Below are 14,808 nucleotides of genomic sequence, written 5' to 3'. Positions count from 1 at the left end.
TCTGAACTTGCTGCTTCTTTTAATCTTTTTCTTTGTTCGCTGCTAAGAACTGCACTTGCGTTCTGCAATTCACCTGTGGCACCTACTACATGATCTTCTGGAACTGTAATTTCTACATTATAGTCACCAAAAGGAAGTGAGAATTCACCTCTTCCTAAGAATTGCTTGTTTTGCCATCCTTCTACGTCGTTGTATACACACATACGTGGGAACCACTGAGCAATCGTATAAATGTAATTGTCTTCTTCCTTGAAATATTCGTAACCAGATCGACCACCTATTTTCATTCTATCGTTGATGTTGTACATCCACTTTAAATCAAAAGAGATTTTTTCTCCCGGAGCTAATGGTTCTTCTAAATCAATGCGCAACATTGTTTTGTTGATCGCAAAGGTCATTTTCTTTCCGCTCGTTGTTTTGATGTAGTCAATCTTAAACCCTCCATCAAATTCAAATAATTTGTTGTGAATGGCCTGTATGCTGTAGAAGCTTTCCATGCTCTCTACAGTAATCAATTTAGAAACCGAATTCATTGAACGCACATTTTGGTCCAATTGCATCCATAAGTAATCTAATTTATCCGGAGAGTTATTGATATAAGTAACCGTTTCTTCACCGTGAATGGTTTGGTCCTCATCGTTCAACTCAACTTTAATATCGTAGTTGGCCTGCTGCTGATAGTACTCATGTCCTGGTGCACCAGAGGCTGTTCTGTATACGTTTGGAGTAGGAAGTTCTTCGTGTAATTGTTTAAACTTGTTGTTGTTGTAACCCGGTTGTGCTAAGGCGTGGAGAGATCCTAAAATCAATCCTGATAATACCAATAGTTTTTTCATGTTATTTGATTTCTAGCGTACGTTCTTTGTTGCTGAATAAAAATGTAAGAGCTGTTTTCTTACCGTTTTCAACATAGTTTAATTTATTCTGTTGTTTTGGATAACTGTTCATCATTAAGTCAAACTCAATGTCCCAGCTTCCTTTTTTATCTGTTGTTTCTGATTGTAAATAGAAGAATAATTCATCCTTTAGGTTCACTTCAAAACCAATGCACGTCAATTCTAAACTTTTGCCGTCTTTGCTCATGCTAAAACCTTTGTTGACTTCAGCAAGTGCCAATTGGAAAAGACTATCTTCTATGTTTAGCTTTTCTATATGACCTAACGCAACTCCCATGTGTTCCATGTGATGTTCAAAATCGTGGGCTGTAGTTTGAATGGAAATTTCAAATTTTTGATCCTTCTCATTAAACTCCATTTCAGCAAATCCAAAAAAGTATTCATGTAGTGCAAAACTGCTCATCATAAAAATAGAGAACAGGGCCAAGACACCTAACTTCATATAATTCATTCGTCTAAATTTTTAACAAAAATAAAAGATTAATGTTCTCTGGGAAGTCGTTTTTATACAAGTCTGCCAATTTTATGGATTAGTGGAAAAATCGATTAATCGATAGGGAAGTATAAACCTAAATTAAAACCAAGCGCGTAGGCTTTTCTTATGTAAGGATATTGATCCGAGTAATTACTGTTTAATTGTCTTCGGGCTTCAAGACCAGCGTAAATTCCAAAACCATCACTCATTCTCAATCGAAATCCAGAAGCGGCAGTTAAATCAACCAGAAAAGAAGAGTAACCTTGGTCTTCTACGACTTCTCTGTCACGTGGGGCATTTTGAAAGGTGTATTCTTCTGTGTACAAAACATTGAAAAATGCCTTAGGTGTAAATCCAACACTTGCGTAGAAAGATAAATCTCCACCTGTGATGTAACTAAATTTTATGGGTACGGCGAAATGCCTGTAGCTTCTTGACGTTACATAACTGGTGTCATTACTCTGGTATTGGTTCCCTTCTTTATTTGAGGAAAAACCTAATCCGAAATCAATAAAGAAATTGTTGTGGATTCTATTGCGCATACCTACCGATATTGAATTCGACCAAAGCCCATATTCAGAAGCTCTTCTTCCCAATTCTTTACCGAAAGGTGCTGGCGACTCTTCCAGTGTTCGAAAAGTGAATTGTGGTGAAAACTGAAAATAAAATTCAGTGTTGGTAGTATCTACTCTTTTTTCAGGTAACGACTCTTTTCTGGGGTCTTTTATTACATTTCCTCCTGTGGTGATTTGTGACAAGGAGAAATTTGCAAATAATAACAAAGTGACAACGTTAATATGTTTTAAAGTCATTAATTTCGATTTCATATTGGAAAGATAAAAATTAAGGCGTATACTCACACTACACGACGGAAAGTAAAGTAAAAATAACCACATTATAATTAATAGAACATGACAAAAAAGAAGAAAAGAAGTGTTTTTGCACGAATTTTTAGAGGACTAGGTGTATGCATATTGTTGCTTGTTATTGCGCTTATAGCCATTCCTTATTTCTTTAAAGATGAGTTGAAAAACATGGCTTTGAAAGAAGCTGATAAATATCTTTTAGCGAAAGTTGATTTGAAAGATTTTGACCTAACCTTTATTTCCAGTTTTCCTAAAATGAGTATTCAATTGGAAGGATTGAAACTTACAGGGAAAGAAGATTTTGAAGGGGTTGAATTAGTAAATATCGACAATTTTGAAGCAAAGCTTAATTTTTGGAGTGTTGTTTCTGGAGACAAGATAGAAGTGGAAGGTATTGCTTTAGATCAACCAAAGGTCAATGTGCAAGTACTGGAAAATGGAATGGCGAATTATGATATTATGAAGCCAGATTCTGTAGTTGCTGCAGAGAATCCTGCGGATACAGCTTCGAATTTTGTGTTCAAGTTGAAAGAGTTTGCAATAAATAATGGAGATATTGTCTACACAGATAAAGCAGGGAATATGGCCATGGAAATGTTAGCTTTAAATCTTGGAGGTGATGTCGGAATCAATGGAGATGCATATGAAGTGAATACAAGAGCAGATATGGAATCTCTTACATTTAATTACGACGGTATTGATTACTTATCTCAAGTGAATACGAAACTGGATGTGGGAATGCTTATGGAGATGACAGCGGAAACCATGAAGTTCACCCTTACAGAAAACGTATTTGAATTAAATGCCTTAAAAGCAAGTTTGGATGGCTATTATGCAATGCTAGAGGGAAGAGATGAAATGGACCTGAAATTAATTACTGCAGAAACTAAATTTAAAGATTTACTATCGTTGATTCCTGCGTTTTACACGACAGGTTATGAAAGTATGGCTACTGGAGGAAAGTTGGCGTTGAATGCTTGGGTGAAAGGTACCATGGATGATGTGAATATGCCAGGTTGGGATATAGATATGAAGGTGGATGATGCCTCTATCAATTACCCGGATTTACCTCAGGGGATAGATAATATCAATATTGATTTGAATACAAAGTTTGCTGGAGGAGCTGATATGGATAAGATGACGCTAGACATCAATAATTTCACAGCGAAATTTGCAGGAAACTCTTTAGACGCAAATATGAAGTTGCGCAATACCATGACAGATCCATATATCAAAGCGGGTATTTTTGCCGATGTTGATTTAGCAACTTTAGATCAGGTAATGCCATTGGCAGAAGGAGAAAGTTACAATGGAAAGCTAACGTCTGATTTAGCGCTAGAAGGTAGATATTCGAGCATAGAAAAGGAGGCTTATGATGAATTTAAAGCATCGGGTAGTTTAAGTCTGAAAGACATGGTTTATGCTTCACCAGATTTGCCACAAACTGTGGAAGTTGAAAACTTAGCATTTTCATTTACTCCTCAAGACATGCAATTAACAGACTTGAAGGCTAAAATGGGTAAAAGTGATTTTAATGCTTCAGGAACAGTAGATAACTATTTGGCTTATGCTTTAAAAGATGAACCACTGAAAGGAAGCTTTAATTACTCGTCTAGCTTGTTAGATATGGATGATTTAATGCCTGCTTCAGAAGAGGCTGCAACTGCAACAGAGGAGACGCCAGCTTCTGAGGAAACAAGTAGTGATGAAGTGATTTTAGTGCCAGACAATATCGATTTTGTCTTAAAGGCTCAAATAGATAAGTTGATTTACGATGGAATGGAGATCGATAACGTAACAGGAGATGTTGTGTTACGCGATGAGAAGGCGAGTATCTCTAATTTAAAAATGGATGCCTTGGGTGGAGGAGTAGTGTTAAACGGTACTTACAATACGCAAGATCATGCAACACCTAAATTAGATTTTGCCTATGATTTGAAAAAATTGAATATTCAAGCTTTGACGCAAAACTTTATGACTGTAGAGCAAATGGCACCTATTGCTAAATATGCGCAAGGATTAATTAGTTCTAATTTCTCTATGTCGACAAATCTAAATGCAGATTTTACGCCAGATTACAATTCCCTTACGGCCAATGGAGATTTGTTTACACAGGCTGTAAAAGTTTCAGGATTTAAGGCTTTGCAGAAGATGGAAGATGTACTGAGTATTTCTAATCTAGATAACAGAGAGTTTAAAGACGTCAAAGCATTCTTTGCAGTAGAGGATGGTAAATTGAGTGTGAAGCCGTTTAAGTTAAACTTCGGACAGGGAATTACGGCAAATGTGGAGGGTACAACTTCTTTAGAGCAAGATATAGATTACACTTTGAAGATGTTAATACCTAAAGCTTTGATTCCAAAGTCTGCGGTTGAAGCAGCGGAAAAGGCAATCGCACAGGCGAATAAAATTCCTGGCTTTAAAATGGATGGATTACCAGCTCAACTTCCGGTAACAGCTTTAATTGGAAACAAAATAACTGATCCAAAAGTAAGTTCTAATTTAAAAGAGGCCTTGTTAGAACAAGGAGGAGGAATTAAAGCGGGTGTAAAAGAGTTGGTAGATGAAAGTGTACAAAATGTTAAGGACACGGTAAATGCTACGATAGATAAAGCTAAAGAGGATTTAGATGCTGCCAAAGAAGCGAAGAAAAAAGAAATAATGGCTGCGGCAGAGCGAAACGCTGAAAAAATTAGAGCTGAGGGAAAAAAGGCAGCGGATGCCATTCGAGCAGAGGCTGATAAATCAGCTCAGAAATTAATGGATGAAGCAGGCTCTAATCCAGTAAAAAAGAAAACTGCGGAGCTCACAGGAAATCAGCTCAAGAAGAAAGCTGAAGAAAAAGCAGTTCAAGTTGAAAATGAGGCCAATGCTAAAGCAGATAAAGTTTTAGCCGATGCTCAAAAAAGAGTGGATGCCTTGTAGAAAGTGGCTTTTAACGACGAAGTATTAAAAAATTGAATTATTTTCACGAGCGAAAACTTAAAACTAATATTATGGGATTTTCTGCATTATATGAATCAGGAGAGAAAGCAAAATACAGAGGACATTACAGAAACCTTTTATTAATTGCGAGTGCTGATGGTGGTATTGATGACCAAGAACAAGCACTTTTAGATAGAATCGCTTCTAGAATTGGATTGTCAGCAGATCAAGTTGCAGAGATTAAAGCAAACCCGGCTAACTTCCCTACAGTAGCACCTACAACTAGAGAAGAAAGATACGAGCGTTTTATTCAATTGATGCAAATGGTTGCTGTAAACGGTGAAGCGGATACAGAAGAATTGAAATTGGTGAGAAAATATGGAATTGCTCTTGGATTTACAGATGAGAGTATGAACGAAAAGTTTGATCTAATCTTAAATCACTTAATAGATGGTAAGTCTAGAAGTGAGGTATTGGACATCGTTCTATAAGCTGATTCAAAATAAGAAATAAAAAAAAGCTGCTCTTGAGCAGCTTTTTTTTATGTGAAGTTTATGAGGTGAAATCAATGTTTAGTTCACCCTTAATTTTTATCGTTTAACCAATACAAGAATTTTTTCCAAAGTCCTTTAGGAGCCTCCTTTTTTACTTTTTTCTTTGTATTTGGCTTTGCCTTCTTTTTCTTTTTGGCTGGAGCTTTTGCTTTTTGCTCTTCCAATTGTTTTAGGTAATGCTCTTTACGCTTTTGTTGCTCCAATTCTTTTTTGCGTTCCTCTCTCGCTGTTTGCTCAGCAAGTTCTTGTTTACGCCTTCTTTCTTCTTGTTGCCTTTTGCGTTGTTCAGGAGTTTTGCGCTTTACCTGTTTTTTAGGTTTTGTATTGGGCTTTTCTATTTCAACGGTTTTCTCTTCCTGAGTTTCATTCTCAGTATCGTCTTCAAGTGGTTCTGCTTTTGGCTCAGGTAAATCAATTTTTCCAATTACTTTAACACCTCCCAATTCTTGTTTCGGAGCTTTAATAACACCGTCAACAATATTTAACTCTTCTTCTTCCTCTTCTTTAAGTTCTATTTCTGTTGCTTCGGTTTGAGCTTCAACAATGGGTTCGATTGCATCAATTTCTTGATGTGCTTCCGCTTCTTCCTTTTTAGAAATATCTGATGGGATATTAGGTGTAGCTTCAGGTATTTGAGTTGCCTCGGTATCCTCTTTTTCTTCCGTTGTGACACTTTCAGTTGTAGGAATCACTTCCTCATCCATAGCCTCCAACGCAGCCTTCATTTCTTTAATCGGTTCTGGTTTGAAATGGTTGATTACATCGTCCACAAATTCATCAGGAATTTTGGTGTTAGGATGCGTGCCGATTTGAGTATCCTTAGATTCATCTAAGAATTTTACAATTTTATCTGTTTTGATACTTAATCTACGGGCTAACTGTCCTAAGCGCATTTTCCTTCTGTTTTTTACAAATATATACGAAAAGTCATAATTTGGAAGGTAAAAGTTGAACGGCGCAATTGTGGAAGTTTTAAGCAAAAAAAATCCCCCGACTTATCGGAGGATTGAACTTTCTTATTGCACCCTAGAAGTAACTATTAGAAACTTCTTCTGAGTTGATAATCAAACACGGTTTTTTATCCGAGTTCGTAATTAATGTTTGTGCAAATCCATCAAATTGAGGAAGTAAACTTTCAGAGTGGTAAGCTAAAGCAAACATCTCTGCATTTACCTCTTTGGCGTAGTTCACTACTTTTTTCTGGAAAGAGCCAGACCCTCCCAAAAGAGTGATTACGTTTTTAACGTTTTTCTCTTCGTATTCTTTCTTCACCAGTGCAATTCTGATTTTGATCTGATTCGCCAATCTTGCATCCGATTGTTTTTCCCCAACAATATGAACTTCGGCGTCGAACATAAAGGCTAAGTCTGCAGCGTAGTTGATGATTTGTAAACTTTCTTTGGTTAAATCTATGGGTACTACAATCTTGGTGATAGGTTCATAAATAACTCTGTCTTGTACCACTAAGAATGGGGTAGAAGTTGAAGTAATTACCTTGATGGCATAACTACCAAGAATTTTCTGCATTCCTTTAGCTCCATGGGTTCCCATAACAACTAAACGCGCGTTCTTTTCTTCGGAAATTCTACCTATATCATCAAAAATGTTTCCTACAGTAACTTCTATATTTATTTCAGGGTCACCTTCCTTCCAAATAGAATCGGCAACTACCTTTTCTAAGTGCGCTTTTGCTTTTGCAATTTTAGACTCTTTGTCAACAAGATGAAGGAGTAAAATGGCCGTGTGTCTTCTTCTTCCGAGTAGTATAGTGTTTTCTAATGTCTTATCACCTAGTTCTGTTAAATCGTGTGGAACTATGTATAAATTTGCGCTCATATGGGGGTTCAAATTTTAATTCAAATGTAATGATAATTGGGTTGTAAAACCATCTTTAAATATAAAGACTAAAGTCTTAATAAGTTACAATACCGACTAGCAAACTAAACGTAATAAATGTTAACTTGTTGGTGAAATGGCCTTATTTCTTTTCACTTTATTATTAATCGTAAAAAAGCATCGTATATTTGCAGTTATGTACGCATAGTAATGTTATGATAAAGTTAATAAAATTATATATTCAAATCCTTCAATTCTTTTCGGCACGATTGGCTGGGAAACAAGCATTTGAGATTTTTCAATTGACAAATAAAAAAACTATTCGAGAAAGAGAGGTCGGTTTTTATGATGCTTTTGAAACCATCATATTAGAAGATGAAAAAGAAAGTTTTCCGGTGATTACCAATAACCTTGATTCTGATCAAAAAGTTGTTTTGGTACACGGATGGAACTCTAACCTTGCAGCGATGCAGGATATCGCAAAGTCACTCGATGATGCAGGAATTCGTTTTTACGCTTTTAATTTACCGGCACACGGGAAGTCTAAATTAAAGAAGACGAATTTATACGCCTCTAAAGAGCGGTTTAAAAGAGTGGTAGAATGTATTGACGATAAAAGCAATCTTTCTTTTATTGCCCATTCATTTGGATCGGCAGTTACGGCCTATGGGTTAAGTGAACTGGATGTAAACGCAAAGCGTCTTGTCTTCTTAACGGTTCCGGAATCTATACAAATGATGTTCTCTGAGTTGGCGGCCATGTTTGGACTAAATGAAGACACTTTAGGAGCTGTTTATAATGAAGCAGAAAAACTGGTAAAGGAAGATGTCTCGCAGGTCACAGTGCAACACAAACTAGAAAAAGTGAATTACAATGAGCTTTTGATTATTCATGATAAATATGATAAAGTAATACCTTTCGATAATTCAAAACGTGTACATGCTTCTGCACATGACAGTAAGCTCGTCTTTTTTGAAAATATAGGTCATTACCGTATGCTTACTAATCCAGAAGTTTTAGGTGTGACCATGGATTTTGTTTTAGAAAATACCGCTGTGGAAATAGTAGAATAATGCTATTTTTATCGGGATGGATAATAAAGCAGAAAGATTACAATTGTTGTCAGACCTTATCGATTTAGCTAGAGTTGATGATGATGTAAAAGGAATAGAAGAGGACTTTTTAACCACTCTTGCTAAACGATTAGAATTAACACCGGAAGATTATGTTCAAGCGGCAAAAAGTAAACGCCCAGGTAATTATCCAGATGGTGAGGTAGAGCGAATTATTCAATTTCATCGATTGGTTTTATTGATGAATGTAGATGCTGAAACCAGTGGTGAGGAATTAGTGTTTTTAAAACAAGTGGCTTTACGCATGGGGCTCAATCCTATGTCGGTTCAAAAAGTATTGCGCGTAATGCATGAGTATCCTAACAAAGTAGTACCGCCTCAAGTCTTATTATCAATATTCAAGGAGAATTTTAATTAAGTATCAGAAGGTTGTTGGCTGCATTAAAACTGATCTTTTCTTCATCTATAAGATGATCTATAACTCGTATGAGTTGTTTTTTGTCAATGATGTTAAGTTCTGTTTTCAGCTGATCAAGACTGAAATGACCGCTAGCCAGTATCTCTAGTATAGCTCCTTTAAGCTGTTCATGTGAGAATTCTGAATTTGCTTCGGACCTACAAATATCGCAGGTGCCACAAGGGGTAGACTCTTGACCAAAATAAGCAAGAATAAATTGCGTTCTACAAGTTGTAGTTTTTAATAACTCTCGCATTGCATTGAGCTTGTTGAAAGCAATGTCTTTTCTATTTTGGTAAGCTTCTTTTTTGATACGGAGATAATCATCCGGTAAACGCTCGTGGGTAAAGGTGATTTGTGGTAAATCGCTTCTCCATTGAATTTCAACCACACCGTTGTTTTCTAAAAACTTAAGCTGCCTATCGAGTTCCTTTTCTGTTATTCGGAGGCGTTTGCTCAGGTCTTTTTCTCTTATGGTTGCAAACTCACTAAAGATTCCCGCATAACTTCTACTTAACCAGGTAATGAGTCCTGAGTAATTGTCGTGTTTAATCTGAAAGCTATATGCACCCGCGTTGGATATCACAAACTTAAGACGAGTAGGGTGGTGGATGGCTTCGTTTAACACAATGTCATCATTCAATTCTAAAATTTTAAGCGCATTGTAGGCTTCAACTACGTTTAGTTTGAACTTGTTGGCAAATTCACGTAAATCAAAGGGGTAGGTTTCATCTTTTCCAGATCCAATGGCAACTTTTAGAAAATTACATACAGCTCTATACATGAGCTTAACATCATCAATAGGAGGGAATTGTTGTTGTAATTGCTTACGCATCAACACAAGATCTTCATCTTCGTACAAGGCAAAGGTTCTGGATTTGTTTCCATCTCTTCCCGCTCTACCTGCTTCCTGAAAGTAGGCTTCTATAGAATTTGGAATTTGGTAATGGGCTACAAAACGTACATCGGGTTTATCGATTCCCATTCCAAAAGCGTTAGTGGCTACCATAATGCGCACGCGATTACTTAACCAGGCCTGTAAACTTTCGTTCCGTTTTTCTCCATCCATCCCACCGTGATAAATTCCTACCAAATGTTTGTAAGACAAAAGAAGTTTGGCAATGTGCTTACAATCTTTTCTTGTTTGGCAGTAGATGATTCCTGTATGGCCTTTAAATTTATCGACAAGTGCTAATAGGTCTTTTAACTTATTCTCTGTCTTATAAATTTCGTAACTGATGTTGTCTCGAGAAAAGCTTCCTTCGAAATACTTTAGGTTCTTTAAACCCAATTGTTCAATAATATCATTTTTAACCTCAGGTGTAGCTGTTGCCGTAAGCGCCATCATAGGTACATTGGGATGATATTCTCTAATCTTTGCAATTTCTCGGTAAGAAGGTCTAAAATCATGCCCCCATTGAGAAATACAATGCGCTTCATCTATGGCTATCAGAGAAACGTTCATTTGTTGAAAACGGGTAAGGAAAAGTTTAGATTTCAGTCGTTCAGGTGAAACATAAAGAAAATCCAATCCACCAAACTTAGCGTTATCCAAGGTGATGTCAATTTCTCGTTTAGACATGCCCGAAATGATTGCTTTGGCTTTAATACCTCGTGCTTTTAAGTTATCTACCTGGTCTTGCATCAAAGCAATAAGTGGAGATACAACGATACATATACCTTCTCTGGCTAATCCCGCAATTTGATAACAAATAGACTTACCTCCTCCAGTGGGTAAAAGTGCCAGAGTATCATGCCCATAAATGGCGCTATTGATGATGTCTTCCTGTTTTCCACGAAAACTTTCGTATCCCCAATATTTACTTAATATCTCTAAACTTTTACTCATCTTCTTATCGCTCAAATTTATCAATATATGCCGTTGACAAATTATTTTTTAGAATCTTTGTCTCGATTTTATGGAATATGATTCTTTTCAGCATCCTTAAAATAGAAACTTCAAACAAATTAACCATGAGAAACGCTATTCCCTTCTTTATGTTTTTGTTGACTTTTGCGAGTTACGCACAAAACACAACTTTGAAAGTAGAACTGTTCGACGAGGAGACGGAGAGTAAAGTGAAAAATGCTGCTTTGATATTAGAGCTTGAAAATGAAAAAATACAGGCAAGTACCAATGCAGAAGGTTTTGCTTATTTCAATATCGGTAATAAAGATCAATTGGTGGCTTTAAGTATTAAGCATTACATTTTTAAAGACACAGTTTTTACTGCTTTTGACAAAGCTTTAATTTCTGTAAATGAGGATACTTTATTGTTGCGAATAGACTGTGAATTTGATGGATTATCTCAAGAAGGAGTAACTATTTTTTCTAACAAATTACCAGATACAGTTTATGGTTCAAAAGAGTTAAGTGTTGCAGATTTTGAATTAATTGGAAGCAATAGAATAATACTCTTGGCCTATGAAAAGAAATTGAAAAAAGGGAGTCAAATTATGCTTTACGAAAATGGTGAAATATTAAGCACCGTTCGCGTTCCCAATAAGGCTGAAAAATTGATACGCGATTTTAGAGGAAATATTCATATTCAATGTGCCAAAATAATGTATACGGTTTATGTGGACGAATACGACGCTATTAAGTTAGGGGCTATTGATAAATCATATTACTTCAAATACATTTCTCCCATTGTGGATACCGTGCATACGAAGATGTACTTCTCGAATTACAATCCTGATTACCCAGCGATGGATTATATGTACGTGGATAAATTAGACACAACCTATAAGCATCTCTTAAATATTGAAGATGAGTTGATGATGGATTTATATACTTCTGAATATTTATGGGTGGATGTTAGGACTAAGTTATGGGCCATGGAGATGGAGTCTAAAACTGGAATTGATAAGCGTATTTGGGTGGGGGCGAATTATTTTACACAAAGTATTTATTACGAAGAAATCTATGCTCCCATGTTCATGCGTAACGATAGTCTTTTTGTGTTTGACCACTACAAGGAGTATATGTACGTTCTCAATGATGATGGGGAGAAATTAGATAGTATGAATATTTACTACCATTTAGATGAGCGACAAACAGGCTGGGAAAAGCTTTTGTTGCAGGATCATGTTACGGGACAGGTGTATAGTATTTATGAAAAAATGGGATACACCTACATTAAGTGGATAGATCCTAATACGGGGATGGCACTACGCACTCAGAAACTACATTTTAGGTATGTAGATAAGTTGGAGATTAGAGATAACAAGATCTATTACATATACAGACCTTTTGAGTCGACACAAAAGAAGTTTTTATACGAAGAAGATTTAATCTTTGATTTTGAAGCTGCAAAAGTTTTGGATGGAGATCAGGTTATGAATTAAAAAGGTCTTAAAATGAAAATGAGAAACGGACGGGCGTCCATTTCTCATTTTCTAATCAACCTAACCTAACCACCTAAATCATTTCAAAGATAAGTTCATTTTTAGGAATATCAAATAAAATTATATCAGTTTCTATTTATTGTACGCAAATGACAGGATTTTGTCGTCGAATGATTATTAAGTGTGCATAGTAGATTTTTGCAAACGCGGAATTTATAAAGTTCATGTAAGCACTGATGTAGACAATGAGGAAAATCGTTTGGGGTTGGAATGAAAGGTCTTAAAATGAAAATGAGAAACGGACGGGCGTCCATTTCTCATTTTCTAATCAACCTAACCTAACCACCTAAATCATTACAAAGATAAGGCAATTTTTTTCTTGAGGTTCTAAAATTATGTGAGTTCATCAATTTTTTATGTAAATAAGCTTTTTTTATCGACGAATGTTATCTACGCGTGCATAGTAAAAAAGCAGATGTGTTTTGTATTGATCGGGTAGAAATGTAAAAATCATGAAATAGTAAATGATGTGGAGGAGTCGTGGAGAATGGAAGGTCCTAAAAGTGAAAATGAGAAACAGACGGGCGTCCATTTCTCATTTTCTAATCAACCTAACCTAACCACCTAAATCGTTACAAAGATAGTTTAAATATCTAAAGTAGAACACCTTGGTTCTGTATTAATTTTAATAATTCTTGGATTGCTAATTTGGAGCTAAATACGATAGGCCTAAAAATGCAAATGAGAAGCAGACGGGCGTCCACTTCTCATTTACTAATCAACCTAACCTAACCACCTAAATCATTACTAATATAATTCTTTTTCACGATTATACCAAATGTAAAGTCTATTTTAAGAAATAATTAACATCCGAGACATTGGGCCTAAATTCATAAGTGCGTCTAACACAGATAGATTGGGCTCAAAACTTAACTTGTCTGAGAATACTTGAATGTAAGGGGAGGTATTAAAATTCTTCTTTTTATCGTTAAAAATTACGCGTGAATCTTCGCTGTTGTCAATAGCTGGAGCGTTTTCTGTTAATTCAATTGCTAACTCTAACGACAAGAAATTGAGTATTGCTTGTTGAATGTTTTTATTGAATTTCAGTAAGTTCTTTTCCTCTTGAAAAATTAACGCTTTGATTTGATCACCGTAGTACCAAAAATAGGGGGCGTGTTTATAAGCACTTTCTATTGCCTTCCAATGGTCTTTTTGCCAGTTTTCGGCTTGACTAATCTCTACATCCTTACTTAAGGTATTAGAACCATTTGGACGCACTACAGGTATACTTAAAGCTTGTTTACCGTTTGCACTTAAAATCTCTTGACGATTTCTAAAGCTCTGCTTTTTGTATAGGTCATTAGCATCAATGCAAATTTTACCTGCTTTAACTTGTGCCTGCCAATAGGCAAGGTGACCAAAGTAAACTGTAGTGCTGTACATTATTTAATCCAAGTGAAAAATCTTTCTGTTCTAAATCCACCATTTGGATTTTTAGATAACCATACCAATGAAGCTTTACCAACGATGTGGTCTTCAGGTACAAATCCCCAAACTCTTGAGTCAGCAGAATTGTATCTATTATCTCCCATCATCCAGTAATAATTCATTTCGAAGGTGTAATCGCTAGCAAGCTCACCGTCGATGTAATATTGTCCTTCTTTCTCTTCAAAGCTATGACCCTCATAAGCAGTAATTACTCTTTTGTACCAAATTACGTTGTTACGCGTCAGTTTAATTTTATCTCCTTTTTTAGGGATGTAAAACTTCTGGAAATTGGTAGAGGTATTGTGAACATCTGGGTGCTTAGGATAATAACTTAAGTTGTTAATTTTCATTTCAACCTCGTCGAAAGCTTTGTAGTACGCTACGTCCTCATCCAATTTAGGCGTAAGCGTGATATGCTGACTTAATTCTTTGTACTCAGAAGCTGTTAAGAATAAATAGGCTTTTGATTGATCATCATAAGATACCCTGTAATCTCTGTTTTCTTCTAAGCCCATTCTGTTCATCATTCCAATTAGGGAAGATAATTGACTACGGTCAGCCTCATAACGCAAGTTTTGATGCTCAAAAATAGGAGCAGGCGAACCATTAACGTAAAGTTGTGCATCGATTACTTGTAAACTATCACCAGGTATTCCTACGCATCGTTTAATGTAGTTTTCTCTTTTATCAACAGGACGAGGAATAACTCCCATGTGGTCGATGTAGCTACCTTGACTAAAGGTTCTTTTGTTTACTGCAAATTCATAACGCGCTTTTGCTTTCCACTCTTCGAGTTCATTTAAGAAGGTGTTCCAGTCTACATAGAAATCCTTCGTTTTGATTTCCTCTAACTTTGCATCGTATAAAGAATCTGGATTGCTAATAGT

13 protein-coding genes are annotated in these 14,808 nt (G+C 36.1%); 5 read left to right on the top strand and 8 right to left on the bottom strand.

The annotated features are described in order from the left end of the window. From AC22ZQ_RS06490 to AC22ZQ_RS06480, 3 genes are all read right to left on the bottom strand, one after another. On the bottom strand, positions 1–836 hold an 836-nt coding region (locus AC22ZQ_RS06490; RefSeq protein WP_486756238.1), incomplete at its 3' end, for a gluzincin family metallopeptidase. Between the two features lies 1 nt (position 837). Next, positions 838–1,347 carry a DUF6702 family protein gene (locus AC22ZQ_RS06485; RefSeq protein ID WP_318957970.1) on the bottom strand — a complete coding sequence of 170 codons (510 nt, stop codon included), beginning with the start codon at positions 1,345–1,347 and terminating at the stop codon, positions 838–840. Between the two features lie 95 nt (positions 1,348–1,442). After that, complete coding sequence (locus AC22ZQ_RS06480; RefSeq protein ID WP_318957969.1) at positions 1,443–2,198, bottom strand: hypothetical protein; 756 nt, start codon at positions 2,196–2,198, stop codon at positions 1,443–1,445. Between the two features lie 84 nt (positions 2,199–2,282). On the opposite strand from AC22ZQ_RS06480, the gene AC22ZQ_RS06475 reads away from it, so the two are divergent. Then, entirely contained in the window at positions 2,283–5,162 is a 2,880-nt protein-coding gene (locus AC22ZQ_RS06475) for an AsmA-like C-terminal region-containing protein (protein ID WP_318957968.1), read from the top strand. Between the two features lie 71 nt (positions 5,163–5,233). Continuing rightward, positions 5,234–5,653 (top strand): hypothetical protein, encoded by a 420-nt coding sequence (locus AC22ZQ_RS06470; RefSeq protein WP_318957967.1) that lies wholly within the window; start codon positions 5,234–5,236, stop codon positions 5,651–5,653. Positions 5,654–5,745: 92 nt separating this feature from the next. Here AC22ZQ_RS06470 and AC22ZQ_RS06465 read toward each other — a convergent pair whose 3' ends face one another. Beyond that, positions 5,746–6,609 carry a hypothetical protein gene (locus AC22ZQ_RS06465; protein ID WP_318957966.1) on the bottom strand — a complete coding sequence of 288 codons (864 nt, stop codon included), beginning with the start codon at positions 6,607–6,609 and terminating at the stop codon, positions 5,746–5,748. A 133-nt stretch (positions 6,610–6,742) separates the two neighbouring features. After that, entirely contained in the window at positions 6,743–7,552 is an 810-nt protein-coding gene (locus AC22ZQ_RS06460; protein ID WP_318957965.1) for a universal stress protein, read from the bottom strand. 215 nt (positions 7,553–7,767) lie between these two features. Here AC22ZQ_RS06460 and AC22ZQ_RS06455 point away from each other — a divergent pair, with 215 nt between their 5' ends. Both AC22ZQ_RS06455 and AC22ZQ_RS06450 read left to right on the top strand, forming a co-directional pair. Beyond that, positions 7,768–8,625: an alpha/beta hydrolase gene (locus AC22ZQ_RS06455; RefSeq protein WP_318957964.1), complete on the top strand. Its 858-nt coding sequence runs from the start codon at positions 7,768–7,770 to the stop codon at positions 8,623–8,625. A gap of 16 nt (positions 8,626–8,641) precedes the next feature. Further along, positions 8,642–9,043: a TerB family tellurite resistance protein gene (locus AC22ZQ_RS06450; RefSeq protein ID WP_318957963.1), complete on the top strand. Its 402-nt coding sequence runs from the start codon at positions 8,642–8,644 to the stop codon at positions 9,041–9,043. Here the strand turns inward: AC22ZQ_RS06450 and AC22ZQ_RS06445 are convergent. Further along, positions 9,036–10,931, bottom strand: coding sequence for a RecQ family ATP-dependent DNA helicase (locus tag AC22ZQ_RS06445; protein ID WP_318957962.1), 1,896 nt, complete (start codon positions 10,929–10,931; stop codon positions 9,036–9,038). The two genes, AC22ZQ_RS06450 and AC22ZQ_RS06445, sit on opposite strands and share 8 nt — an antisense overlap. Positions 10,932–11,056: 125 nt before the next feature. Between AC22ZQ_RS06445 and AC22ZQ_RS06440 the strand changes: the two genes are divergently transcribed. Continuing rightward, positions 11,057–12,430, top strand: coding sequence for a hypothetical protein (locus tag AC22ZQ_RS06440; RefSeq protein WP_318957961.1), 1,374 nt, complete (start codon positions 11,057–11,059; stop codon positions 12,428–12,430). 852 nt (positions 12,431–13,282) lie between these two features. On the opposite strand, the gene AC22ZQ_RS06435 is transcribed toward AC22ZQ_RS06440, so the two are convergent. Both AC22ZQ_RS06435 and lepB read right to left on the bottom strand, forming a co-directional pair. After that, positions 13,283–13,876 (bottom strand): WbqC family protein, encoded by a 594-nt coding sequence (locus tag AC22ZQ_RS06435; RefSeq protein ID WP_318957960.1) that lies wholly within the window; start codon positions 13,874–13,876, stop codon positions 13,283–13,285. Beyond that, the coding region (lepB, locus tag AC22ZQ_RS06430; protein WP_318957959.1) for a signal peptidase I at positions 13,876–14,808 on the bottom strand (933 nt) is incomplete at its 5' end. The genes lepB and AC22ZQ_RS06435, both read right to left, overlap by 1 nt.

It is taken from the genome of Lishizhenia sp., from assembly GCF_057456495.1.
Note: the sequence above shows the minus strand (reverse complement) of the source record. Positions and strands in the feature narration are given on the sequence as shown.